General features: G+C 62.1%; 17 protein-coding genes. 4 read left to right on the forward strand and 13 right to left on the reverse strand.

Features of this window, described 5'->3' with window-relative positions:
* The first annotated feature begins 175 nt into the window (after positions 1 to 175).
* The gene (locus tag M0639_RS19670) at positions 176 to 586 is read left to right on the forward strand and encodes a VOC family protein (protein ID WP_042923411.1); all 411 of its coding nucleotides are present in this window, start codon (positions 176 to 178) and stop codon (positions 584 to 586) included.
* A gap of 91 nt (positions 587 to 677) precedes the next feature.
* Here the strand turns inward: M0639_RS19670 and M0639_RS19675 are convergent, their stop codons facing one another.
* Entirely contained in the window at positions 678 to 1,652 is a 975-nt protein-coding gene (locus M0639_RS19675; RefSeq protein WP_003945115.1) for a sigma-70 family RNA polymerase sigma factor, read from the reverse strand.
* Positions 1,653 to 1,705: 53 nt separating this feature from the next.
* Positions 1,706 to 2,437 (reverse strand): GNAT family N-acetyltransferase, encoded by a 732-nt coding sequence (locus M0639_RS19680; RefSeq protein ID WP_003945124.1) that lies wholly within the window; start codon positions 2,435 to 2,437, stop codon positions 1,706 to 1,708.
* A 215-nt stretch (positions 2,438 to 2,652) separates the two neighbouring features.
* On the opposite strand from M0639_RS19680, the gene M0639_RS19685 reads away from it, so the two are divergent.
* Both M0639_RS19685 and M0639_RS19690 read left to right on the forward strand, forming a co-directional pair.
* A complete protein-coding gene (locus M0639_RS19685; protein WP_231915235.1) occupies positions 2,653 to 3,426 on the forward strand; it encodes a hypothetical protein in 774 nt (257 codons plus the stop codon).
* 542 nt (positions 3,427 to 3,968) lie between these two features.
* On the forward strand, positions 3,969 to 9,452 hold the full coding sequence (locus tag M0639_RS19690; protein ID WP_058228425.1) for an ATP-binding protein: 5,484 nt from the start codon (positions 3,969 to 3,971) through the stop codon (positions 9,450 to 9,452).
* Positions 9,453 to 9,521: 69 nt separating this feature from the next.
* On the opposite strand, the gene M0639_RS19695 is transcribed toward M0639_RS19690, so the two are convergent.
* From M0639_RS19695 to M0639_RS19705, 3 genes are read right to left on the reverse strand one after another with little or no spacing between them, the layout of a single operon-like run.
* Entirely contained in the window at positions 9,522 to 9,803 is a 282-nt protein-coding gene (locus M0639_RS19695; RefSeq protein ID WP_030536904.1) for a hypothetical protein, read from the reverse strand.
* A gap of 11 nt (positions 9,804 to 9,814) precedes the next feature.
* Complete coding sequence (locus M0639_RS19700) at positions 9,815 to 13,918, reverse strand: cation-translocating P-type ATPase (protein ID WP_064075511.1); 4,104 nt, start codon at positions 13,916 to 13,918, stop codon at positions 9,815 to 9,817.
* Positions 13,918 to 14,343 carry a hypothetical protein gene (locus tag M0639_RS19705; RefSeq protein WP_064075510.1) on the reverse strand — a complete coding sequence of 142 codons (426 nt, stop codon included), beginning with the start codon at positions 14,341 to 14,343 and terminating at the stop codon, positions 13,918 to 13,920. Before M0639_RS19705 ends, M0639_RS19700 begins: the two co-directional genes overlap by 1 nt.
* A 183-nt stretch (positions 14,344 to 14,526) precedes the next feature.
* Here M0639_RS19705 and M0639_RS19710 point away from each other — a divergent pair, with 183 nt between their 5' ends.
* Positions 14,527 to 15,474, forward strand: coding sequence for an aldo/keto reductase (locus M0639_RS19710; RefSeq protein ID WP_064075509.1), 948 nt, complete (start codon positions 14,527 to 14,529; stop codon positions 15,472 to 15,474).
* Between the two features lie 2 nt (positions 15,475 to 15,476).
* Here M0639_RS19710 and M0639_RS19715 read toward each other — a convergent pair whose 3' ends face one another.
* The 8 genes from M0639_RS19715 to M0639_RS19750 form a co-directional block, all read right to left on the reverse strand.
* The gene (locus M0639_RS19715) at positions 15,477 to 16,247 is read right to left on the reverse strand and encodes a hypothetical protein (RefSeq protein WP_003945109.1); all 771 of its coding nucleotides are present in this window, start codon (positions 16,245 to 16,247) and stop codon (positions 15,477 to 15,479) included.
* Between the two features lie 136 nt (positions 16,248 to 16,383).
* Positions 16,384 to 17,595, reverse strand: a complete 1,212-nt coding sequence (locus M0639_RS19720; protein WP_054781663.1) for a hypothetical protein — start codon at positions 17,593 to 17,595, stop codon at positions 16,384 to 16,386.
* A gap of 68 nt (positions 17,596 to 17,663) precedes the next feature.
* Positions 17,664 to 19,013 (reverse strand): aspartate aminotransferase family protein, encoded by a 1,350-nt coding sequence (locus M0639_RS19725; RefSeq protein ID WP_054781664.1) that lies wholly within the window; start codon positions 19,011 to 19,013, stop codon positions 17,664 to 17,666.
* Positions 19,014 to 19,061: 48 nt separating this feature from the next.
* Entirely contained in the window at positions 19,062 to 20,048 is a 987-nt protein-coding gene (locus M0639_RS19730) for a choline/ethanolamine kinase family protein (protein ID WP_231915236.1), read from the reverse strand.
* Positions 20,049 to 20,061: 13 nt separating this feature from the next.
* Positions 20,062 to 21,018 carry a phosphotransferase gene (locus M0639_RS19735; protein WP_064075508.1) on the reverse strand — a complete coding sequence of 319 codons (957 nt, stop codon included), beginning with the start codon at positions 21,016 to 21,018 and terminating at the stop codon, positions 20,062 to 20,064.
* Positions 21,015 to 22,424: an amidase gene (locus M0639_RS19740; RefSeq protein ID WP_156525095.1), complete on the reverse strand. Its 1,410-nt coding sequence runs from the start codon at positions 22,422 to 22,424 to the stop codon at positions 21,015 to 21,017. Before M0639_RS19740 ends, M0639_RS19735 begins: the two co-directional genes overlap by 4 nt.
* Positions 22,421 to 23,665 (reverse strand): M20 family metallo-hydrolase, encoded by a 1,245-nt coding sequence (locus M0639_RS19745; protein WP_042450326.1) that lies wholly within the window; start codon positions 23,663 to 23,665, stop codon positions 22,421 to 22,423. The genes M0639_RS19740 and M0639_RS19745 overlap by 4 nt, the downstream gene beginning before the upstream one ends.
* Positions 23,658 to 25,199, reverse strand: coding sequence for a sodium:solute symporter family protein (locus M0639_RS19750; RefSeq protein ID WP_064075507.1), 1,542 nt, complete (start codon positions 25,197 to 25,199; stop codon positions 23,658 to 23,660). Before M0639_RS19750 ends, M0639_RS19745 begins: the two co-directional genes overlap by 8 nt.
* Position 25,200: the final 1 nt, after the last annotated feature.

The raw sequence follows: 25,200 nt of genomic DNA on the forward strand, positions 1-25,200 counted from the left end.
ATCAACACAACACCAAATCGCCAGGTCAGAGCACTGGCGCCGGTTAACAGGCGATACTTTTCTCGAATTTTTGCTTCTCGCGATGACTTTCTGCGCCCACTGCGGTCTGTATGAGCAGGAACCAACAGGAACCGAAGCGTTCAGTAATCAGTCAACCGAGTTCAAGGAGCACCCAATGTCTCGTCTTCTCTTCGTCAACATGCCGGTCAAGGACGTCGTCGCTACCCGTGCATTCTTCAGTGGCCTCGGCTTCGAGTTCAACGACATGTTCAGTGACGAGAACACTGTCTCGATGATCGTCAGCGATTCCGCCACCGTCATGTTCCTGAACGAACCGCGTTTCGGGGACTTCATCGCCGACGACATCTGCGACACGTCGAAAGCTCGTGAAGCACTGATGTGTGTGTCGGCCGACAGCAGGGAGGAAGTCGACACCTTCGTCGACGCGGCGATTGCTGCCGGCGGCAGCAAGTGGATGGAGCCCCAGGATCACGGCTTCATGTACGGACGCGCATTCCGCGACCTCGACAATCACGTCTGGGAGGTCATGTGGATGGACCCGGCTGCGACTGTTCCCCAGCAGTAACGCACAGCAACAGCAGTAACGAGCAGTCGCGCGGGTCCCTCCATACCGGAGGGCTCGCGCAACTCCTTGCCCCTACAACTCGGCAGGGCCCCTACAGCTCGGCAGGCAATCCGAACCGTGCGAACAGACTCAGATCGAAGAAACACGTCACGTGCGAGATCCCGGACTCGGTGACATCGAGAACGTGCAACTGGAAAGCGCGGTGAACACCATCGGGCTCGCGCATGTAGAGGCCGAACGCCGGCTGACCGTTCGCAGCGGTCGGAAGTAGGCGCATCGCTCCTGGTCCGTCGGCCGGGCATTTGGTTCCGATGAGTTGCCCGATTGCCTCGGGGCCCTGGTACCAACCCTCGAACGGAGGCATCTCCCAGATGGCTTCGCGCGTGAACAGTTCGACGATGGCCTCGACGTCGTAGCTCTCGAAGCTGTGCACGTAGTCGCGAAGCAACTTCCGGGCAGCCTCGGTAGTCGGTTCCACGAGATCGTCCTCGGTGGGTCCGATGTGATTGATCTGCGCGCGAGCCCGCTGCAGCAGGCTGTTTACCGCAGTGGTTGTGGTGTCCAGCGCCTCCGCAACTTCCGACGCCTTCCACTGGAGAACGTCACGTAGAACCAGAACCGCACGTTGGCGCGCGGACAAGTGCTGCAAAGCGGCGACAAGGGCGAGCCTGACCGAATCGCGATTGACGACCATGACGGCCGGATCATTGACGTCGCCCAACGCAGAATCGGCAATCGGTTCCAACCAGGCAATCTCGTTGCGCTCGATCAAATCGTCGGCCGGGTCCGAACTAGGTGCGCCGAGGCCGGTCGGGAGGGGACGCCTCGATCTCCCCTCCAGCGCGGTCAGGCAGGTATTCGTCGCGATGCGGTAGAGCCAGGTCCTGAGAGATGACTGGCCCTTGTAACCGTCGAACCCGCGCCAAGCCCGGATGAACGTCTCCTGGACCTGGTCTTCGGCGTCGTGAATCGACCCCATCATGCGATAGCAGTGCGCCAGCAACTCGCGGCGGTACGGATCGGCAAGAGTGAGGAAATCACTGTCCAACGCCTGATCGACTGTCATTTGTTCAGACTAGTGGCCGAGCGCCCGAAACACAGGCGTCGGCGAGAATTCGATCAGGCAGGCGCCTGCACCGCAGTCAACCTGGATCTCTTCCGGAGAACGAACCCCAGCGATTCGTAGAGTCTGATCGCATTCGTATTCGATTGCACTGCATGGAGAAATGGCAGCTCGCCGCGCTCGCGAATCCCGGCAGCGACGGCACGGATCAGCGTCGTACCCAGGCCTCGACCCCGAAAGTCGCTGTCAGTGCACACCGCACTGATTTCCGTCCATCCCGGAGGGTGCAACCGCTCCCCCGCCATGGCAACAAGTCTTCCGTCGACGCGAATGCCGTAGTAACTGCCCATCTCGACGGTACGAGGAAGAAACGGTCCTGGCTTGGTGCGCTCGATCAATGCCAGAATTTCGGGAACGTCGCCCGTTCCGAGAAGTTCGACCGACGGATCAACGGAGACTTCGAGTGCGGATCCGTCCATCTGCACCGAGCCGAACTGATCCACAACGCGCCACCCTTCCGGCGGGCGGTGATCAAATCCTCGCAAACCTACTGTGCCGCCAGGACCTACGAGTGTGAGTAGGTTCTCCCAGTCCTCGGCGTCCAACTCGGGCGGATGACCGACAAACGGCGCGACCGTCGGGTCGTATCGCGCAACTCTCCCTGCCCAGCGAGCGAATTGCGCATGATGTCCGCGAAGTCCTTGTCGCACAGGATCGTCCAGCGGATGGGTGTCGACATCCGTGTCAACTGTCTCGACAAACGACGCCAGGGTCGCCTCCGTGGTCATCGAACCTCTTCCTGCCCTATTTGCCTGTGATGGAGGCGAACGAACCTCCCCGCCCACCTCTATGACAACGCTAGGAACACTTGCTGTCGTAGTCGCCGGATAGAATCAAGATGATTCTGACCTCGACCTGTATTTCCGGCGTCAATCAGGGCTCGATTGCAGATCTGCACCAGGACATTCGTCGCGACGCCTCACCAACCGGAAGGCTATTTGGCATGAGCAACTCCGACCCGATCAGGTCCGCATTCGACCAGTTGCCCCTGAAGGAGATGGACGCTGCAACGCTGGTCTTCGCCATCGAGAGCGCCGTCGACGAGCTGGCGATCCCGGGTGAAACCCTACGGCTCGCCATGGAGGTCGCTACCCTTGCGCACCTCGATCAGTTCAGAAAGAACGGGATCAAGTCCGACGAGGATCCCTACATCGTTCATCCCCTACGAAATGTATTGCGGCTGCTTCGGTACGGGTGCTCCGATGTCGAGATCCTGAGCGCAACCGCACTTCACGACACGGTCGAGGACCGACCACACGCCGTCATCGCGCTCCTCGGTGGCCAGACTGCAGACGACATGTCCGCATCCGAAGCGCAGGAACGTGCGTCAACACTCATCGCCTCGCGCTTCGGCCACAGAATCTCCGAACTTGTTGAGGCAGTGACCAATCCAATCGACTACCCATGCGACAACACCACCGCCGGATATCAGGATCACGTCATCCGCGCGATAGCGGATCCCGCAGTGTTCCTCGTGAAGTTCAGCGACTTCGTCGACAACGCGGGAAGCGTGAAGTACCTGAGCGAGACCGACAGGCTGAGACTGGTCACGAAATACGAACCACTCGTGGAGCACTTCAAGCGGACTTCACTTGCTCTCGGCAACGGATTGCACCTCCCTCCCTCAGGACTCGACGCGATCGCAAAGCACATCGCAACCATCGAACGCGATTTCTCGAATACGGTCCGACCGGACATAAAAAATACTCGCGAGTAGTACCGATCAGTAATAATCGAGCAACCCAGAGAATTCTCCGAATATGCGATTTTGTTACCAGTGAGTATTCACTTTCTTGCCGATCTCATTACCATCGTGATCCGTGTCACAAGTCCGAATTCCATTGCACCGCAATGATTTAACGCCATATGTGTAACCGTGGTTCACGTTGACTAATATTCTTCAATTCGCCCAGGTGACATGAGCGTCGACATACTGCATTCTTAGATAAACCAGGGATTCCCTGGAAGCAGACACAATATGTTGCTGATTCGTGATTGGAGCGGTTCTGAGTCCACGCCTGCAGGGTGGCACACAAGGCACACAGTGTCTCAGCGCACACAGCGCTTCGGTGCACACAGTGCTTCAGCGCAGGGGACTCGACGAACCGGAAGGGCAATCACTTGCCGACGCGCAACCGGGGGAAACACAGCGCATCGCGGCGTAGTTCACGAACCGGGGAATCCGGGTACGTGGGACACGGTCGGCTCATATCGCAACGTACGTGACGAAGAATCTCATCAAGGACGGTGGCAGTGACAATGTTCAAACGAATCGCAGTGGTCAATCGAGGTGAGGCCGCTGTCCGGCTGATCAGGGCTGTACGCGAACTGAACGCCGAACACGACTACGGCATTCGGGTCATTGCACTGCACACCGAGGCCGAGCGCCGCGCCATGTTCGTCCGCCAGGCCGATGAGGGCGTGACCCTGCGCAGCACCGGCACCGGTAGCCCGTACCTCGACTACGCCGAACTCGAGCGAGCACTGCTCGCAGCCAAGGCCGACGCAGTCTGGGTCGGCTGGGGCTTCGTGGCCGAGGATCCCGCCTTCGCGGAGATCGTCGCGAAACTGGGCATCACGTTCATCGGCCCGAGCGCCGACGCGATGCGCCTGCTCGGCGACAAGGTTGCCGCCAAGATCCTGGCCGAGAAGGTCGGCGTACCGGTCGCCCCGTGGAGCGGCGGACCGGTCGAAACGCGCGCCGACGCTCGTCGTCATGCTCAGTCCATCGGATATCCCCTGATCATCAAGGCCCGAAGCGGCGGCGGCGGACGCGGTATCCGCAAGGTCTGGGCCGAAGACGAACTCGAAGTTGCACTCGAGCGCACGCAGGGCGAAGCAGAGCGGTCCTTCGGCGACCCCGTCGTCTTCCTCGAACGCCTTGTCACCGATGCACGCCACGTCGAGGTACAGGTCATCGCCGACAACCACGGCAATGTCTGGGCTCCGGGCGTTCGCGACTGCTCGATTCAGCGTCGCAACCAGAAGGTCATCGAAGAATCCTCTTCCCCCGTCCTGACCGAAGAACAGTCTGACCACCTCAAGAAGGTGTCCGCCGAACTGGTCAAGGCAGCCGGATACCAGGGCGCAGGCACGGTCGAATACCTCTACCAGCCCGAGAACAAGCTCTTCACGTTCCTCGAGGTCAACACCCGTCTGCAGGTCGAGCACCCGATCACCGAGGTCACCACCGGAATCGATCTCGTCAAACTGCAGATTCTGGTCGCCAGTGGTGACGAATTGGTCGGTGACTGCCCGCCCGCATTCGGCCACGCCGTCGAAGCCCGCCTCAATGCCGAGGACGCGGACAACGATTTCGCGCCGGCACCCGGCACCGTTCAACTCCTCAAGTTTCCGCTCGGCTCCGGCATCCGGGTCGACACCGGTATCGCTGCCGGGGACGTCATTCCGCCCGACTACGACTCGATGGTCGCGAAGGTCATCGCCTGGGGCCGCAACCGCTCCGAGGCACTTGCGCGCCTGCGTACCGCCCTTCGTGAAACCACTGTCGTACTCGACGGCGGCACTACCACCAAGTCGTTCCTCCTCGATCTACTCGATCGCGACGAGGTCATCTCGGCATCCGCGGATACCGGCTGGCTCGACCGCACAGGCGCCCTGACCGGCACCACTCGTCGCGCGGACGTCGCACTGATCGCCACCGCCATCGATGCTTACGACGCCGAGGAGTCCCTCGAGCGTGCGGCCTTCCTCGCCTCGGCACGCGGCGGCCGTCCCCGCGCCAACCACGCGATCGGCCGTACCGTCGAGCTCAACTACCAAGGTCAGGCATACAAACTGACCGTCGGGCGTATCGGCCCGCACCGCTACCGCGTCGACGGAGACGCCGGCGACATCGAGGTCGACGTCGATCGTCTCGGTGACTTCGAGTCACGGCTGGTGATCGGTGATCGCCGCTTCCACGTCGTTTCCGTCGTGAGCCCGGCTCGCTATCTCGTCGAGGTCGACGGCATCAGCCACCAGATCAGCCAGGACGACGCCGGCGTAGTCCGCGCGCCGGCTCCCGCCGTAGTGGTAGCAGTACCGGTCGCGGTCGGCGACGACGTCGAAGCCGGATCCACTCTGGTCGTGCTCGAATCCATGAAGATGGAGACCGCGGTTCGCGCTCCGTATGCGGGCAAAGTGCGTGAGGTTCTCGCTACCGTCAACTCCCAGGTCGATGCCGGCGCACCGCTCCTGCGCGTCGACCAGGTCAGTGAGGAAGCTGTCACGGAGAAGGCTCCGCGAGTCCAATTCGATCTTCCCGCAGCAACTTCCGGGTCCGATACCCGCGCAGATGCATTGGCACAGCTGGAAGCACTGACCGCGATGATCAGTGGCTACGACGTCAGCGGCAAGCACGCAAACGCTGTTCTGGCCGAATACGACGCACTTCGCAGCGCACTCGAATCCGAGGACCGCGAACTGGTCCAGGCAGAACTGGCTGTGCTGACCACCTTCGCCGACATCTGCGAACTCTCGCGCAACAAGCCCACCTCGGGCGAGTCCGCGAAGGACGAGTCCGTCCACAGCCCCCGCGAGCACTTCCACACCTTCCTGCACTCACTCGACTCCGAGCGCGAAGGTTTGCCGGCGTCGTTCCGCACGAGACTCGAACGGGCACTTCGCCACTACGACGTCACCGATCTGGAAGATCGCCAGGCCGTCGAGGAAGCGGTGTACCGACTCTTCCTGGCTCTGCAGCGCATGGAAGCCCAGATCCCGGTCATTGCAGCACTTCTCGAAGGCTGGCTCGTCGGCGACAAGGCTCCCGGTTGCTCGGCGCAGGAGCTCAACGAGGTTCTCGATCGACTCATCGTCGCGACGCAGGTCCGCTACCCCGTCATCGGCGACGTCGCCCGCAACCTTCGCTTCCGGTTCTTCGACGAGCCGCGCATCCGCAAAGTTCGCGAAGACGTCTACGACGGAGTACGCGGCAACCTCGCCTACCTCGAAGAGCAGCCGGACGCTGCAGATTTCGACGAGCGAATCGCCAATCTCGTCGCCACTCCCGAACCGCTCCTGGACCTGTTGGGTCGAAAGATCGGCCTCGGCAACCGCGATGGCGGCCCTCTGCTCGAGGTCATCACGCGTCGCTACTACAAGATTCACTCCTTCGAAGACGTCCGCGTTTTCGAGCACGTCGACCGCCGTTTCGTAACCGGTAACTTCGACCTCAAGGGCGACGGGCTGCATCTGGTCTCGACGGTGGCCGAATTCGACGCTCTCGGTACGGCTCTCGACGATGTCGCCACGATCGCGCAGGATGCTCCATCCGGTCGCGGGCTGGTAGTCGACATCTACCTCGATTGGCCTGATCAGCCCGCCGACGGCGACGCGCTCGTCGAGACGCTGCGCACCGAACTCTCGCGCAACGAGACGATCACACGGTCTCGCCGCGCGACGGTGATCATCTGCAACCCGAACGGGGATCCGGTCCGGTGGGTCACCTTCCGCCCCGTCGACGGCGAACTGGTCGAGGACCACATCATCCGCGACATGCATCCGCTCACGGGTCAGCGTCTGGACATGTGGCGCCTGAAGAACTTCAACGGAAAGCGCCTCCCGGCTCCGGAGAACACCTACCTGTTCCACCTCTCGGCCAAGGAGAATCCGAAGGACGAGCGCCTGATCGCTCTGGCCGAAATCCGCGACGTGACACCGCAACTCGACGACGAAGGTCAGATGGTTGCACTCCCGGCCATCGAGCGCACGCTCGCTGCCTGCCTCGACGGTATCCGTCGTGCGCAGTCCCAGCGCGGCGACAAGCGTCGACTCGCAGCCAACCGCGTCGTGCTCTACGTGTGGCCGGTCGCCGACGTTCCCAGCGAGCGCTTCTCGGTGATCGCTCAGAACGCAGCCCGACTGACCGTCGGCGCCGGGCTCGAAGAGATCACGCTCATCACTCGGCTGAAGGACCGAAAGGGCGGCGCGCCCAAGGAAGTTGCGCTGCGATTCTCCTACCGCGCGGGTGCCGGTGTGGTCATCAACAAGACCACACCTCCCACCGAACCGCTGCTCCCCCTCGACGCGTACGCCCAGAAGGTCCAGAGTTCGCGGGCACGCGGAACGGTGTACCCGTACGAGCTGATTCCACTCCTGACCGGCACCAAGGGCACCTTCGTCGAGCACGACTTCGACGAAGCGGGCGTCCTGTCACCTGTCGAGCGTCCGTACGGTCTCAACAAGGCCGGCATCGTCGTCGGCCTCGTGAACACGCCGACGCCGCGCTATCCCGAGGGAATGACCCGTGTCGCGCTATTCGGTGACCCCACCAAGGCGCTCGGTACCGTCGCCGAGGCCGAATGCTCACGCGTCGTCGCTGCCATCGACCTGGCCGAGAAGTTGAACGCTCCGGTCGAGTGGTTCGCACTGTCCTCCGGTGCCACCATCTCGATGGAGAGCGGCACCGAGAACATGGACTGGGTCTCCCGCGGCCTGCGCCGGATCATCACCTTCACCCAGAACGGCGGCGAGATCAACATCGTCGTCACGGGCATCAACGTCGGCGCTCAGCCCTACTGGAACGCCGAAGCCACCATGTTGATGCACACCAAGGGCATTCTGGTGATGACCCCGGACAGCGCGATGGTGCTGACCGGCAAGCAGTCTCTCGACTACTCCGGTGGTGTGTCGGCCGAGGACAACTTCGGTATCGGTGGTTACGACCGCGTCATGGGCCCCAACGGCCAGGCGCAGTACTGGGCCCCCGACCTCACTGCGGCGTGCGAGATCCTGTTCCGTCACTACGCACACTCGTACCTCGCTCCCGGCGAACGGTTCCCGCGCCGCGCAGCGACGACGGACCCCGTCGATCGCGACGTGCGTAGTTTCCCGCACACCCACCCGTCGAGCGACTTCGAGACGGTCGGCGACATCTTCTCCTCGGCGAAGAACCCGGATCGCAAGAAGCCCTTCGACATTCGCACCGTGATGCGTTCGGTGGTCGACCAGGACCACTCTGTTCTCGAGCGTTGGGCCGACATGGCCGGCGCCGACACCTCGGTCGTTCTGGACGCGCACCTCGCCGGACATCCGGTCACAGTGGTGGGCATCGAATCCCGCGCGATCCCACGTAAGGGGCACTTCCCCGCCGACGGTCCCGACACGTGGACGTCGGGAACGCTGTTCCCGAACTCGTCGAAGAAGACTGCTCGCGCGATCAATGCTGCGAGCGGCAACCGTCCGATCGTGGTGCTGGCCAACCTGTCCGGCTTCGACGGTTCCCCGGAGTCGCTGCGCAACATCCAGCTCGAGTACGGCGCCGAGATCGGCCGCGCCATCGTCAACTTCGACGGACCGATCGTGTTCTGCGTCGTCTCCCGCTACCACGGCGGCGCGTTCGTCGTGTTCTCCGGTGCGCTCAACGACAACATGGAAGTTCTTGCTGTCGAAGGCTCGTTCGCGTCGGTACTCGGCGGCGCCCCCGCCGCCGCAGTGGTCTTCACCCGTGAGGTGAACACCCGCACCAACAACGACCCGAAGGTGCAGCAACTGGAGGCAGACTTGGCAGCGGCCAAGGATGACACGGAGAAAGCACATCTGCGCGTAGAACTGAACGCTCAGCGCATCGCCGTCCGCTCCGACAAGCTCGGCGAAGTGGCATCCGAATTCGAAGCGATCCACAACATCCAGCGGGCCCGAGAGGTCGGCTCGGTGGATGAGATCGTCCCTGCCGCAGAACTGCGTCCGCAGATCATCGCAGCAGTCGAACGCGGCATGAAGCGCGCACTCGCGCAGTAAGTTTCTCCGCACGTCGAGCGGTCCCGCGAAATGCGGGGCCGCTCGATTTGTGTCCAGGCAGCGCCTGCGTCAGACGCCCTCGAGCGCCTCTCCGATCTCTTCGAGGACGTGATTGTGCTGCTCTGTTGCGAGCAGATGCCCCGCTGCAATGGTGACTGCCACGGGCCACTCGATGATCTCGAAGGCGACCATCAGTCCCATCACCGCAAAGTAGGCGATCTGCTCGGGTCTCGGAACAGGGATGGCACCGACGATCGGTAGCTCCAACTCGAAGCTCCGTGCCGAACGGACGGATTCCACTACCGCGCGGTGATCGACGGGGTTCGTGTGGTCGACGGTGTTCTGGGACATGTCACGATTCCTCAGGATTCATCTCGGGTCGCCCGGGAGTTCGGCGACGTGTCACTTCCAGCAGCGACGCTCACAAGCGTGTCCGATTCACCGGTTTCCGCTTCTTTGATTTCCACGTCGCTGATTTCCACGCTGTCGCGGGCGCTGACTCCCCCGGTTCGGGAGGTGTACGCAGTGCTCGTTCGCGTCGGGATCTTGCGAATCGTCGATTGACCGTTCGCGTTCTCCTCAGTTGCGGCAATCCGCTCCAACACCCGCGGAGCCAGCGCCGCGAGCAGCGTCGCCGCCGACGCGCAGCCCACCGCTTGGCCCCAGGCGATGGGACCGAGCGGCGTGCAACCGAGAAATTGGCTCACCACGGGTGTGCTGACGAGCGTCGCCAGCGCCGCAGCGGATCCGGCAACGGTTGCGACCACCAGCGGACTGCGTGATTCGAGCAGCGTCTGCCCCAGTTGGGTGCCCACCAGGGCAACCAACGCCACCGTCGACGCTCGCCGCCTCCTACCGCTCGCCCGGGCCAGAAGCCACGCTGCCAGCGCACCGATTGCCGTGGCACCGCCGCGGACAGCGATCGTCTGCCACAACGCATGAGCGTCCATCTGTTCGGACTTCTCGGATCCGTTCTCGGACGGGGTGCTCACCGCAAGCGCGGCAGCGGGCAAGGCGTCCGTCATCAGATTGACCAGTAGCAACTGCCTTGCGTTGAGCGGTGATTCGCCGGACAACGCAGAACCGATCAGCGCGAATGCGACTTCACCCGCGTTGCCTCCGAGCAAAACCCCTACCGCTGATCTGACCCGCCGCCACAATTGACTGCCCTCGTCCAATGCGTCGGTCAGTCCGCCGACACGGCCGTCGAGGAGCACGATGTCTGCGGCGCCGCGCGCCGGATCACTGTCGGTCGACGCCACCCCGATTCCCACGCTGGAAACTCGGATCGCCGCAGCATCGTTCGCGCCGTCACCGACCATGGCGCACACCCGCCCGTCGGTCTCCAACGCTTGCACGATCTCGACCTTCTGCTCGGGTGTCACGCGCGCAAAGACGCTGCTGCCGCGGACCGCATCCCGTCTTTCGGCGCGAGAGAAGTTCTCCCAGTCAGGACCGGTGACAACATCCTCGCGTGCGACGTCCAACCCCAGTTCGGTGGCGACCGCGGCCGCTGTTGTCGGATGATCCCCGGTCAGCACGCGCACTTGCCGTCCGTCGCCTCGAAGTTCTCGAACAAGTTGCGTTGCTTCGGGTCTGAGCGTGTCCGAGAGTCCGAGAAGGCCGACCGCTTCCAACCCCTCGGAGCAACACTGTTCGAGAAATTGCGAGTCTTCGCCTGCGCGTCGCGCGTCGTGTTCCGACAACTCGCGCTGGGCGACGGCAACCACCCGCAGTCCGCGTCCGGCCATGCTTTGAACGTGCTTCGCCGACACAGCATTCGGATCTCGTCCTGCTTCGGTCACGAATTCCGGCGAACCTTTGAGTGCGATCCGCCTGCCGAGCAAAGCTGCCGAGTACGGCCGCCCCGACCTGAACGGAACGAGGTTGTTCGCCTCGACGTCACCGAAAACCGAAGCATCGTCCAGAGCTTGCTGGGCTGCATCGACGACGGCGGCATCCGTCGAATGAAACACGCGATCGTCGCGACTTCCCAAGGCACTGCGCGCCGCAACTTCCAGAATCTCGCTTTCGTCCCAGCCGTCGACGCGTTCGACCGCGGCCACCCGTAGCTTGTTCTCGCTGAGGGTTCCGGTCTTGTCGAAGCAGACCACGTCGACACGACCGAGCGCTTCTATCGATCGTGGCGCACGAACCAACACTCCTGCTGCAGTGAGCCTTCGCGCTGCGGCCTGCTGAGCCAGAGTGGCAACCAGAGGCAGCCCCTCCGGCACGGCAGCCACAGCCACGGCCACACCTCCGGTGACGGCGCGGCGCAGACCGGTACCACGAAGCAGACCCGCGACTGTCACCAACGCCCCACCGCCGATACTGGCCGGCAGGGTCGCCCTCGTGAGTTCGCGAAGTCTGTTGGTCAGGCCCACAGCAGGTCCGGATCGGGACACACCGACATCGGCACGCCTGGTCACCGTTCGGGCTCCGATGGCCGTGACCACGCCACGACCGGATCCGGCAAGCACTGTTGTCCCTGCGTAGGCCATGCACCGTCGCTCGGCCAGTGGCATCCCAGGGGTCGGGTCGGTCTGCTTGTCGACGGGCAGGGACTCTCCCGTCAACGACGACTCGTCGACTTCCAGTGATTCGACGCTCAACAGGCGACAATCTGCGGGCACGATGTCCCCGGACTCGATTGCCACGACGTCACCGAGTTCGAGCGCGTCGGCCGCTGTCTCGACCGTGCCGTCGTTGGTTACTCGCCGAGCTACCGGTTCCTGAGTCCGCAAGAGCCGCTGCACCGCCCGCTCCGAATGAAGCCGTTGAACAGCGGACATCGCGGCATTGCCGACCAAGACCGAGCCGACCAGGACGGCGTCTACCGGTGAACCGAGGACTGCACTGGCAGCGGAGCCGGTCGCCAACACAGGCGTCAGTGGATCCGCCAATTCTGTTCGCAACGCCGACAATCCGTCACGGATCAACCTGAACCGTGCGGGCGCTCGCACACGAGCTTCCGCACGGTGCGGTGTATGTCGGATGGATTCGGATAGTTCGCGAACGACAGCATCACCGTCCATCTCATGCCAGGTATCGCTCGGAGTACCGACAGGGACGGGCGCTTGAATCACAGATCGGGACAAGGTGTATCCGGTCCACAGTCCCGCGGCCGAACCAGCTGTGATCGGCCCCGGCCCAGCCCCTCGAACTCCCGGAAGCATGATCAAGGCACCCAATGCCGAAGAGCCTGAGGAGAGTTCGACACCGCGCCTCGTCGCTGTTCGAGCAGCCGGGAGCGCATGGACAACCCGCCACGCCCCGGCCAAGTCGGTGTGGATGTCGGCACTCACGTGCTCGCCACTCGGTGGTGAAATCCCGATGCGTAGCACTGCCTGCCCCGCTATCGCCCTACTCGACACGATCGCAACTGTCCGACCCTCGGCCACCAACGCCGAGAGAGCCTCGCGCAGGCCGGCTTCGGCAGTCGATTGCGCCGGATAGAGCTCGTCGAATCCACTTCGCAGTGATCCGAGCCCGTCGTCGTCGATCGTGACGGCTGCGACCCCGGCCGCACGTATTTCGCCTATCAGTTTTTCCGCCAGACCTTTTCGCACGGGTCGCACGACCACTTCGGCGCCGCCGATGCGGTGCCTTCCCACTCCGACAGTTCCGTCGTTCAGAGCTTTCCTGGCTTGTTCCCACACTGCGACGCGATCCGACTCGGCCACCTCTCGTATGTCGGAAACCCGGAGCGAGTCGTCGAAGAGGACGCTCGGATCGACGAGGACGGTGTCAATACGATCGAGCATGCGTAGAGCCGCAGAGTCCGAAACGGCGGTGTGGTGCGTCCGACACAGACCGTATGACACACCAGCAGCGAATGATTCGCGCGACATCCGAAGCGGCCGCGGCGCCGAAACCTTGATACTCGTCGCGACGGTGTCACCGCCGGCGGACACGGTAGCCAGTGCAGCCCCGGCCGCCAGCTGAACCCCAGCGATCCTGTCGGCATAACGCTCCCCCGGACCACTCGGGTCAGGCCTCGTGGAAGCACCGCGACCGCCAGGTTCGAATGACCACACCCGCCGAGAGTTTCGCGCCGCCAGAGTTTCGCGCAGCAGCATCGTCCGCAGCCCGAAATCCACGCCCAATGACGCAGGCGCATAGGTCAGAACATCCGCGAACGACGTCGCCGACTCCAATGCGAAGTCGGTGAGCGAACGGCCAAGGCGCTGTTCGATTCGCCGACGCACCCGGGGTTGATAATTGATCGCCGACGCGGCCGCCGAGACATAGGCGGAACCTGGGATTCGCGGGGCACCGAATATCGATCCCGCTGCTGCAGGAATCATCCCCACACCCGCCAACGCGAGGGTGCCGGTCCGCAACGCCACGTCACTGACAGCGGTTCGCGGAATCGTCGAACCGCCCACCAACGCGAGTCCCGACAACGCCAGGCGCGGCGGCAAAGTTGCCACCGACACCGCACGCCGGGCCATCGCTGAGAACATCAGTGAGAGGATCGAGTGTGCGAAGAACTGTGAGTTCGATCCTGTGACCGGCCGGCCGCCTTGTGGGAGTTTCCGCTCGATTCCTTCTTTACCTGTTCCGGCTTGCTCGTGCGGCCAACCGCCTTGACCTCGCGATCCGGCCGACCGCTCTTGCGATCCCATTCGTGGAGTACCAGGGCCGTGCCGCCGACTGCCAAGAGCACCGGCCATTCCACCAATCCCGCCGCACCCACGGCCGCCATCGTGAGAACCGCCGTCGGCGTCGAGGAACTACCCGCACGAATTCCGTCTCGGACACCCTCCGCCGATCCGCGTATCCCGCCCGTCACTCCACCGATCACTCCACCACCGACGGCTCCGGCCACCGTCGTCGTTGCGTCTGCCACACCACGAACGACGCGGGTGGCTTCGTCCACAATCATCATCGGACGCTCCTATCAGCAGTCCATCGAAGAATTCAGTATTTGAGGCCATACCCAACACCGACGGCGGCAATCACGATCCGATACATTTTTCGGCGAACCTGGCGAGGGCGCGCCATCGCCAGCGCCGTGAGAGGGTACGGTGCGGGATGCAGCGACCACCTTCATCGACGGGAGTTCCACACAGTGGCGATCATCGGAAATTCGGACCTCGACATCTTCCGAATCAGCTTGGGCGGCAACCCTTTCGGATGGACCGCGGGCGAGAAGACGTCCTTCGAGATCCTCGACTCGTTCGCCGAAGCCGGTGCAAATTTCATCGACACCTCCGACTCGTACACGGCGTCGGCTCCCGGCAATTCCGGTGGGGAATCCGAAACGATCATCGGGAAATGGATCACCGATCGGGGACTGCAGAACGACATCGTCGTCGCCACCAAGGTCGGTAGCCATCCCGATTTCAAGGGCCTGAAGGCCGACAACATCGCGGCCGCAGCAGAGGCGTCGCTGCAGCGCCTGCAGACGGACTGCATCGATCTGTACTACGCGCATTTCGACGACCCGCAGACTCCGCTCGAGGAAACTCTCGAAGCCTTCAATGCGTTGGTCGTCGCGGGCAAGGTTCGCTATCTCGGAATCTCCAACTACAGCCCCGATCGCGTCCGGGAGTGGCTGCGAATCACCGAAGAGAACGGTTACGCCGCGCCGATCGCCCTGCAACCGCACTACAACCTGGTTCACCGCAAGTCGTACGAACCCGAACTTGCCCAGATCGCCACCGACAACAACATCAGCGTCTTCCCGTACTTCGCTCTCGCTTCCGGCTTCCTGACCGGAAAATACAAGACCCGCGCGGATATCGAAGGCAGCTCCCGCGAACGACTGACCGCCGGATACTTCAGCGACGCCGGACTCGACGTCGTCGCGGAACTGGCGACAATCGCGCAGGCACACGACAGCGAGATCTCGACCGTCGCGCTGGCCTGGCTGCTGACTCGACCGGGCATCACCGCACCGATCGCGAGCGTCAGCCGGCCCGAGCAGCTCCCGGCGCTACTGGACGCCCCGAATCTGGTGCTCTCGTCGAACGAACTGGACACTCTCGAACGGGTGTCGGCGGCAGTCGGAGCCTGAGATCAGGCAGTTTTGAGATGAGCGCCGAGGGCCGTGTTGTTGATCGTCCAGAACGACCAACCGTCATGGCTCTCGGTGTCGCCTGAGATGTGACCGGTGACGGCATTTGCGGCCGCGGTCGGATCAGGGAATCGGCGGCCTTCCATCGGTCCGCGCATGATCTCGACGACCTCGGTGGTTTCGTCGAAGCGCCCGACCCAGCGATATCCGTGGCAATCGGCTGTCATCTCGAGGCGATTGTCGACGACTTCGATCTCCTCGACACCGCTGGCGCGACGCTTCTTCGCGGCGACTGGCGACGTCTTACGCTTGGTCGCAACCGGGGTCTCGACGTAAATGCTCGGATCCTTGACCGCGGCCAAGCCCAGCGCATCCCAACGATCGTGACCGTGCACGACGCGCCCACGCGGAATCGCGTGATGGCCGGTGCGATTACGTCCGGGGCTGTCCATGATCCACAGGTCGACCTCGGCACGGATGTCGTCGGCGACCTCGTTGGAGGGCAACATGTAGAACTCGTGCGGATCTGCTGCCAGATCGACGAACACCCAGAACTCGGAGCGGGTGTCGTCACTCTCGAGCGACTCGTCCTGACGCCTGGCCTGCCAGTCACCGTCGAGCTTGGAACGCACGCGGACGATTCGGCTGACACCGTCAGCGCCCGTCACCTCGACGGGATTACGACGTGAGTGCGTGAGACGGACAGCCTTGCCCCCACGCTGCGTAGCTTCGGAAATGAACGCATTGATGCCGCGGCTTGCGGTGTCTTCCATGATCGACCTGTCTCGAGCGGGTACGCCCGCATCACCGGATCGGCATCGGGGTCGAGCATTGAGCGAAATCCCGGCCTTTACTTCGATCGTGTGGCCGGTCAGTACCCCCGACCTTACAGCTCCGGCGACGGCCTGACTACGGCGCCCGACGCTCGTTCCCAGAGGTCAGCAGTGCAATGTCCCCGTAAAGCGCCGCCCGGTGAGCGAACATCAGCTCTTCCACACCGTCGAATTGATCCCCGACGTAGTGCGTGTTTGCAGCCGAAAGTTCACGTGAGCCGGAGCGCGCGAGTAGGTCGTCGATCCGGCTGTCGAGGCTCGCTGCATGCGCAACCGCGCGCTGCGAACTCAACTGATCCTCGGCCCGTGCGACCAGGTCACCGATCCGCGCGAGGGCCGCCACGCGCTCGACCAGCTGGTCCCAGACCGCGCCGAGCGCTTCCCTGCGCGAAGCGATTCCGGCTCGGGTTCCCTCGTCGCGTGCCAGTGCAGCCGCGTCGTCCAACTCCGCAAGAATCGAACGCAGCGCGACGGTGTCGACCGCGATCTGGGTGATCTCGTCGGCCAGGTCGAGTTGGTTGCGTTGAATGACGAAGTGGTCGGAATGCCACGCGCTGGAGCTTTCGATCCGGTCGAACAGATTCCCGGCGAGGTAAAGCAAGGCGTCGTACTCACCGGCGCGTCCCTCGGGTTCTGAATCGACCAGTCCGTCGAGGACTTCCGCGATGCGCCTTCCGGCATCGGCGATGACACCGGTTCCCTGGACCTTCCCGAACTGGGCGGCGAGTTTGTCGAGTGCTGCGTTTCCACTGCTGGCCACGACACCGAGCCCCACCGGCAGCTTGGCTGGAACCGGTGTACGGGTGAGCCCGGCAAAGAGAGCCTCGCGTTGCTCGACGTCGAGATGCAGGCCGTCGCGCCGGTCCTTGCGGATGGCACGGACACTGCTCGCGAAGTGACGATTGGAATGCACGATCGCCGATCGCATCGACTGAACGCGCTTCTCGAGCGCCTGCACCCGTCGTTCGAGGACAACCTGAACAGGGCCGATGCGAGTCGCGAGCAGTCGACGTCTGGTGCGGGCCAGCTCGTCGGTGAGATACCGCAACTCCGAGAAGCCGCCGATCTCCGGGAACGAACGTCCGACACTGCGCCGGTTCGCCAGGATCGATCGCGTCGACTCGTCCCCATACCCCCCGGCAATCAGCAGCGCGACATCATCGGACAACTCCGGCCGGTTCGACTCGACTGTCCCCGCCGCACACCACTCCCTCACTCGGGTGGAGATGAGCGTTCGCCGTTCGGTCACCGACGCCACGACAAAGACGTCATCAGTTCCGTCTGCCATCTCACGCCTCCTTGTGGTCGCCGGTTACCACTGTTCCAGAATCTGCCCGAACGCGCGTCGACCCTCCGTTACGCCACCAACACCATCTCGAACCGCGTGAGGAACTCGTCGACATCCGAGGCCGAAATCGGGAGCGGTGGCCGAATCTTCAGAACATTGCCGTGTCTGCCTGTCGCCGAGATCAACACACCGTGTGCACGCAATCCGTTGACAATGTCGAGCGCACCGGACGGATCTGGCTCGCCCGAATCCGCATCGACCACGTCTACCCCAACGAACAACCCAGCTCCACGGATCGCACCCACGCGCGGGTCGCGGTGTGCAGACGTCCGCAACCCATCGGTCAAACGAGCCCCCATCACTGCTGCATTCTCGATCAGCTCTTCTCCCCGAATCACGTCGAGCACCGCCTGCGCCGCAGCAATCGACACGGCATTCCCACCGAACGTGTTGAAGTACCGAAGCTCGCCCGCCGTCAGCTCGACCAAATTGTCACCAAGCACCACCCCGGCGAGAGGTACGCCACCGGCCATCGGTTTTCCGAGGGTGGCGATATCTGCGACGACCCCATGCCTCGCGAACCCCCACATACCGGACCCCAGCCGACCGAAGCCCGGCTGCACCTCGTCCGCGATGAACAGACCACCCGCTTGGTGCACCTGATCGACAGCCGTTGTGAGGAACGAGTCGGTCAATACTCCGTCGGAAGCAAATATCGTGTCGACTAGTAGTGCGGCTACACCGATGCCGTCGCGGTTCAGTCCGTCGATGCACTCTCTGACACGGTCAGCGAACCAGGATTCTCGGTCGATGTCCGCTACGACACGAGGATCAGGCAAAGGCACGACACGGACCCATGGTTCATCGCCCGAATCAGCGGAACCCATCGACGGTGAGCACGCGGCAATGTTGATCGTGCCTCCGTGATAAGCATTTTCGGTGACGATGACACCGGTATTCCCGGTGGCTTCCCTCGCGATGCGCAGGGCAAGATCGTTTGCCTCCGATCCCGTACAGGTGAACATCACAGTGGAGAGCTGACTCGGAAACGTGGACACCAGATCTTCGGCGTACCGGACAATTTCCTCGTTCAGATATCTTGTGTGAGTGTTCAATTCAGCGATCTGTCTACGAACGGCGTCGACGACCTTGGGGTGCGAGTGTCCCACGCTCGCGACATTGTTGTACATGTCGAGGTACGACGTACCGTCACGATCGTAGAGCCGAAGTCCCTGTGCTCGAACGATTTCCACCGGATTTCGATACATCAACGGCGATGCCGGGCCGAGAACATCTGCTCTACGCCTGATGAGATCTCGTGTCCGCGCGTCGAGTCCTGCAGCGTTTTCGGGCACGTAACCGTTTGCGTCGAGTGGCGAGACACGTGATGTTCTCGCATCGCGAAAGTGAGCCGTCATCAATTCCTCCGAAGTGGGTATACGAAATAGGCTGGCCAACCGCGCCGTTCACACCGAGTCGAGCCACAAGGCCCATCTCGGATCGGACATCTTCGCGCGAGCACGCATCAGTTTCCACACTCCGTACTTGTGATAGTCGAAATCCCAACCCGAATTGAGTCGATTGTTGATGCATCCCCACAGGCCCCATTTGACATCTGCCAACGCCCCGAACAAGTGAACACGCGACACGACGGACCACTCGCTGCTTCCGTAAAAGGCGTCTATCAGTTCCAACGTCCGGCGCTCGTCGAAGAACATTTCGGTGACGAAAATCGCCAGCTCATACGCTCTGTCGTTGTTGGCTGCGAATTCGTAGTCGACAAGTTTGAGCGGATGCCCTTCCGAATACAGGAAGTTTCCCGGCATCGGATCGTTATGGCACGGAACCAGATCCAGACCGGAAGCCAACAAGGCAGACTTTGCGGTGTAATACTCACGCTCGATCAGGGCGAAGTCCCCAGGAAGCATCACGCCGTGTTCGCGCGCTTGATCGAGATGCTCGTCGATCATGTCGAAAATCGTCTTCGTCAGGGACATCAGCGGGGCCGAGTGCAGTGTCCGATACAGGTCGACGATCTGCAACGCGATCTCCGGACGCTTGAGATCTCCGTTTGTGCAGCCGCGATACCCTTCCATGTACTCGATCACCTCGATTCCCGTCCGATGATCGAACAGGATCATCTCCGGAGCTATTCCCAGCGAACCCGCCAGCATCGCGGCCTCGTTCGCCGCAACGCGATCGACAAACGACTCGCTCCCGGCACCGGGAATCTTCAAGAAGTACCGGCGGTCGATGCCCTCGACAGTGATTCGCCAATTACTGTTCTGCAGGCCACCGTGCACCGGCGCGTATCGGATCTCTCGTCCGCGCCAGTCTGCGATCGAAGCCAAGGCCTCTTCGACGCCTCTCTCGAAATCCGTTCGAGCAGTACCACACACACGCTCGTCGGCCATGCAGTGCGTCAGGTCAGGTTGCTGAGTGTTCTCGGTCATGGTCATCCTTGCCTCACAGGTTTCGGACTCGGTCGTCGAAATGCTGATCGCGCAAACCGATTCGAGCACGTAGGAATTGCCAGTCTGCGAACTTCGAGTACTCCAATGTTCCCGGTCGAATCACATCGACAAAGGAGCCGATGAGACCCCACTTCAACGAATCCGCAATCCCGTATATGCGGCTACGATCGAACAGGCTTGAATCCCATTCTCCCCAGTACATTTCGAAGACAGGGCGCGCCTCGAGATCGGAAGGAGCCAACTCCGCGAGTAATACGCCGAGATCCTGCAGCGGATCCATCATCGCCGCGCAATCCCAATCGACCAATCTCAACGATGCGCCTTCTTCCACGACCAGCACATTCGACACATTGCCGTCGCCGTGACACGGAACAGCGTCGAATCCACTGCTCGCTATTCGTGTTCGGGCAGGATCCAAGGCCCGAAGCATCCAGTCGAGGTCAACTGGCAGTGACGAACCGGCGTGCTGCGCAATGAGCAAGGCAGCATCGAGATCTTCGAAGACCGTTGATGTTCGCGTGAACGGAGGCAGCGCGTGGACTGCCCGTCGCAGATGCACCAGACGTTCGATCGCCTCGACGTCATCGAAGAGATCAAGAGTCGCCGTCGATGCCATCTGCCCTAGATCGTCCATCACCAGCACTCCTGTTGCGGCATTCGAGTGGCGGACTCGAGGACCGATACCCGCTAGTCCCGCTGCGACCGCAGCGCGGAATGACGCTCCGACGTCGACGTACTCTAGCGAATGCTGCTGCATCACTTTGACGAAGACCCGGTCACTGCCAACCGAATTCGGCGTTGCGTCATCGACGATCCAATGATCGGAGTCGGCGCCCCACCAACTCGGGCTGGCCATGACCGGCGATCCAGCGTCCAGTCTTACTTCGGTATCGAGAAACAGCCCACCCGCCGACAATTCCTGTTGAACAAGCTGTTTGATGTCAGTCATCGGACACCTCCGGATACACGTAGCGTGACGTCAGGCCACGTCATGTCGAAAGGCCGCCTGTCCTCGAGCCATTTGGTCATCGCGAGAACATCAATGTCCGCAAAACGTGATCCGACGATCTGCACCCCGACTGGGCAACCGTCGACCATTCCGAAACACACCGTCGACGCCGGCTGCCCGGTCTGGTTGAACCACGCTGTGAAACTGCAATGCGCCAAGGGCCGTTCGGGGTCGAGACCGACCGTATCTGCGTCAAACCCCACCACCGGAATGACCGGACTGATCACGAAGTCGTACGGCTCGAGATGCCGTTGGAGTCGTGCCTGTGCCGTGTTCACCGCGTCCAGATCGCGTGAATAGTCGGTAGCGCTCGCGAGCGACGCCGGTTCAGCCCACTCGGACACTGCAGCAATCACTTCCGCTCTCCGTTCCTCAGGTATCGACTCCCACTCCGCCCGGGCGCGAACCTGAAACAATCGATCCAGTGGTGCATAGGGATCGGACTCGAACGGCGGGGTCACCCTCGTCACCTTTGCCCCCTCCGCCGCGAGCACCTGCGCAGCAGCATCCACCACGGCAACGACCGCGGGTTCCGCTTCGTATCCGTAGCCCATTCCTGTCATCACGCCGATTCTCAGACCTCTCACCTCTGTCTCCCAGCGGGATTCGTCGATGGACTGCGCTGGGAGTGACCAGGCGTCACGGCTGTCAGGGCGCGCGATGGCCCGGTACATGTCGACCACCTCGTCCACCGTCCTGGCCATCGGACCCGGTGAGCGCATCATCGAAGACGGTAAGTGCGGAATCCTCCCCTGCGTTGGTTTGAGTGCGACCAAACCACAGTGTCCAGCCGGCAATCGCACCGAGCCGGCGATGTCCGTGCCCACCGCGGCATATCCGATGCCCGCCGCAAGGCTCGCACCTGCTCCGGCACTGGAGCCACCGGTGTTGCGTGAGAGATCCCAGGGATTGCGAACGATGCCGTACAGCGAACTGACGCCGGCGGCCATCATGCCGAAGTCCGGCATCGTCGTTTTGCCCACGATGACGGCGCCTGCCTCCTTCAATCGCGCCGCGGGCGGTGAATCACTCTCGGCATCAGGAACATCCGAGTGCGCTGCGCTCCCGTGACGCCACGGCATACCGACTGCATTGACGCTGTCCTTGATGGTGACCGGGACTCCGTCGAGACTGCTCAACGGGGTGCCGGTCGCCCATCGTGCCGCCGATTTTGCGGCCGCTGATCGGGCGCCGTCCACGTCGACCATCGCCATAGCGTTGATCGACGGATTCACAGCGTCGATCAACGCGAGAGTTGCACTCAATGAATCCACGGGCGTGAACTCACCGGTTCGGTACCCCTCAACGAGCGACGACATGTTCTGCGGAAGTACCTTGTCAATCACGATTGCTCCTGTTCCGACGACAATCCTTCTACTACAAGCCGTTCGAGCACACCCGTCAACATGTTCAGTCCAGCCAACAGATCTTCGGGTTTGGTGTATTCGTTCTCCGCGTGCGAGATGCCGCCGACGCTGGGCACGAATAGCATCACCGTCGGCACCAGGTCTTTGAGATTGATCGAATCGTGTCCTGCTCTGGTGAGCATTCTCCGGGCGCTCAGACCCAATCCGCCGGCAACCGACTCGGACAGCTCGATACCGGCGAGATCGTAGGAGGTGCTGGGGCGCAGCGAACCCGATTCGATGTCGACGGAGACTTCGCCCAGCGCCTCGATATCAGCTTTCGCCTGCAGGAACAGCTCATGAGCCTTGTCGAGAGCCGCTTCCTCACTTGACCGGATATCCACTGACATGACTACGTCGGACGCCACCACAACGGGTGAGTTCGGTTGGACGGTCAATCTTCCGATCGATGTGAGAACAGCCCCCGCAGGGAACGCCGACGCCACTTCACGAACCGCGACGATCATCTGTGCTGCGCCGAGGAGCGCATCCCTACGGTCTTCGATCAACGTCGCACCGGTGTGTGCCTGTTCGCCGCGAACTCGGACGAGATACTTGCGTACTGCCCAGTTGGCGGTGACCACGCCGATCGAGATCCCTTTCTCTTCCAGGACTCGCCCTTGCTCAATGTGGATTTCTGCGTACGCACTGCACTCCGGCGGCTCGTCCGAACCCAGGTAGCCGATATCACTGAGTGCGCCGCGGACCGTCCGACCGTCCGAATCGACGGTGTCGAGGACCTCACCCGCCGCGAACTTCCCGGTGAAAACCCCACTGCCCATCAAGCTGGGGCTGAATCTGCATCCCTCCTCGTTGAACCAGTCGACGACCGTGAGGTTGAAGGACGGTGTGATACTTCCGGCGGCGACTCGTTCGGCGACAGCGGCGGCAGCATGCGCCCCGGCAAGAACGCCGAAGGCTCCGTCGAAGCGACCTGCCTTCGGCTGACTGTCGAGGTGCGAGCCGACCAAGATGTGCGAAGCGCCTTCGATCCACTCGAGGGAGCCGAAAAGGTTGCCCACTGCGTCGACGCGGCAATTGAAACCATTCTCCGTCAACCAGATACGAAACCAGTCTCTGGTCTGCCCGTCCGCCGCGCTTGCGGCTTGACGTTCCACTCCACCTCCCTCGGTGGCGCCGAATCTCGACATCGCGTCGAAGTCTGCGAGGAAATCAGACATTCGTTACCCTCACCGAGGAATCCTCCACCTTGGAGACATGATTCGAAACAACCGAACGAGCGGCGATATCGAACATCTCTTCCACCCGAGTTCGCTCAGCCGCCGAGATGCCGGTCAAAGCGGAGACGACCAGGAACACGATGAGATTGACGGCCATTCCGACTACACCGCCGGTCAGTGAGCCAAGTCCGGCGATGTCATCCGGGTAGCTGAAGGTCAACACCAATGCAATCCCGAAACCCGACAGCATGCCCGAAACTGCCCCGTACTTGTTGCCACCCCGCCAGAAGATTCCGAAGAAGAGCGGAACGGCCAACTGGACTACGCCCTGGTAGGAGATTTGTGCAAGGAGCTGCAACCGAGTCATGTCGTACGTTACGTAGGCCACCACTCCGGCCAATGCCATGAACCCCACCATGCTGACTTTTGCGACCACGGTAAGTGCCGAATCCGAAAGTTTGCGCTTGTCGGAGTTGACGAGATCGTTCGCAATTTGCAGACCACACACTTGGACACTTCCGTCGATGTGGCCCATCGACGCCGCGAACACCATTGTCACACCCAGACCGAGTAGCCAGGTTCCCCCGTACGACTCCATGATCGTGAACCATGCAGCCTGCGGGTTTGCGATGACCTCCGGCATCTGAGATGCGGCGATACCCAACAACATCAACAGCGTGTAGAACACACTCGAGATCAACACGGTACGTATAGTCCCCGCTTTTACTGCACGGACTCCCGACGCGGTGTAGATCCGTTGGAAACTCATCGGCCAGCACAACGATCCGACTACGCCGGTGAAGATCAGGCTGAAGAGGTAGAACGGACCGTAAGCGTCGCCGTCGCCGGGCACCCGCAGGAATTCGATCGGGACCTGCGCCAGCGCATTCATGCTGATCGGGCCGCCGGCGACGCCGGACAACAAGACCAGACATACAAGTGCTGCAATCACGTACGCGACGATCCCTTGGAACGCATCGGTCATGATCAACCCACGCATGCCCATCTTCACTGTCCAGTACTGACGGATCAGGATCAGCGCCAACCCGACAAGCAGGCAGGTGGTCACCGACCATCGACCCTCACTCGCGTATTGAAATACCTCCCCCAGTGCCTGCATTCCGAGAACCACCCACGGGAAGACCGAGACGATTCCGATGAGACTGGCGATCATCTTCACCGAACGTGAATTAAACCGCAAGCCAAGAAGATCCGGCTGTGATCGAAGGTTGTATCGGGCACCCCATCGCCACGCTCTTGTAGCCATGAAGTACATCATCGCGACACCGAGACTGGAGTAGGCGAGGCCGTAGAATCCGAAAACTCCTGCACCCGCAGCCATCCCGAAGAAAGCGATGAATACCGCGCCCGGCCACCAGGAGTTCACGTAGCACATGGCCACGTACCACGGGCCGTAGCTACGGCCGCCGACCGAGTACTCCTCGAACGTCGGCTTCGTCTTCTGCTGAGTCGCATAGAGAATGAAGAGCACTCCGGCGTAGAACAACGCCAGCATTCCGAGCATGATTGCCATG

Source organism: Rhodococcus qingshengii JCM 15477 (genome assembly GCF_023221595.1).
Classification (GTDB): domain Bacteria; phylum Actinomycetota; class Actinomycetes; order Mycobacteriales; family Mycobacteriaceae; genus Rhodococcus_F; species Rhodococcus_F qingshengii.

Bases quoted from the DNA above. Each gene is read 5' to 3' on its own strand.
- M0639_RS19725 (WP_054781664.1), bottom strand. From the start codon at position 19,013: ATGACGGCTCACTTTCGCGATGCGAGAACATCACGTGTCTCGCCACTC.
- M0639_RS19735 (WP_064075508.1), bottom strand. From the start codon at position 21,018: ATGACTGACATCAAACAGCTTGTTCAACAGGAATTGTCGGCGGGTGGG.
- M0639_RS19745 (WP_042450326.1), bottom strand. From the start codon at position 23,665: ATGTCTGATTTCCTCGCAGACTTCGACGCGATGTCGAGATTCGGCGCC.
- M0639_RS19730 (WP_231915236.1), bottom strand. From the start codon at position 20,048: ATGACCGAGAACACTCAGCAACCTGACCTGACGCACTGCATGGCCGAC.
- M0639_RS19705 (WP_064075510.1), bottom strand. From the start codon at position 14,343: ATGATGATTGTGGACGAAGCCACCCGCGTCGTTCGTGGTGTGGCAGAC.
- M0639_RS19695 (WP_030536904.1), bottom strand. From the start codon at position 9,803: ATGTCCCAGAACACCGTCGACCACACGAACCCCGTCGATCACCGCGCG.
- M0639_RS19675 (WP_003945115.1), bottom strand. From the start codon at position 1,652: ATGACAGTCGATCAGGCGTTGGACAGTGATTTCCTCACTCTTGCCGAT.
- M0639_RS19700 (WP_064075511.1), bottom strand. From the start codon at position 13,918: ATGTTCTCAGCGATGGCCCGGCGTGCGGTGTCGGTGGCAACTTTGCCG.
- M0639_RS19690 (WP_058228425.1), top strand. From the start codon at position 3,969: ATGTTCAAACGAATCGCAGTGGTCAATCGAGGTGAGGCCGCTGTCCGG.
- M0639_RS19715 (WP_003945109.1), bottom strand. From the start codon at position 16,247: ATGGAAGACACCGCAAGCCGCGGCATCAATGCGTTCATTTCCGAAGCT.
- M0639_RS19750 (WP_064075507.1), bottom strand. From the start codon at position 25,199: ATGGCAATCATGCTCGGAATGCTGGCGTTGTTCTACGCCGGAGTGCTC.
- M0639_RS19685 (WP_231915235.1), top strand. From the start codon at position 2,653: ATGAGCAACTCCGACCCGATCAGGTCCGCATTCGACCAGTTGCCCCTG.
- M0639_RS19670 (WP_042923411.1), top strand. From the start codon at position 176: ATGTCTCGTCTTCTCTTCGTCAACATGCCGGTCAAGGACGTCGTCGCT.
- M0639_RS19720 (WP_054781663.1), bottom strand. From the start codon at position 17,595: ATGGCAGACGGAACTGATGACGTCTTTGTCGTGGCGTCGGTGACCGAA.
- M0639_RS19680 (WP_003945124.1), bottom strand. From the start codon at position 2,437: ATGACCACGGAGGCGACCCTGGCGTCGTTTGTCGAGACAGTTGACACG.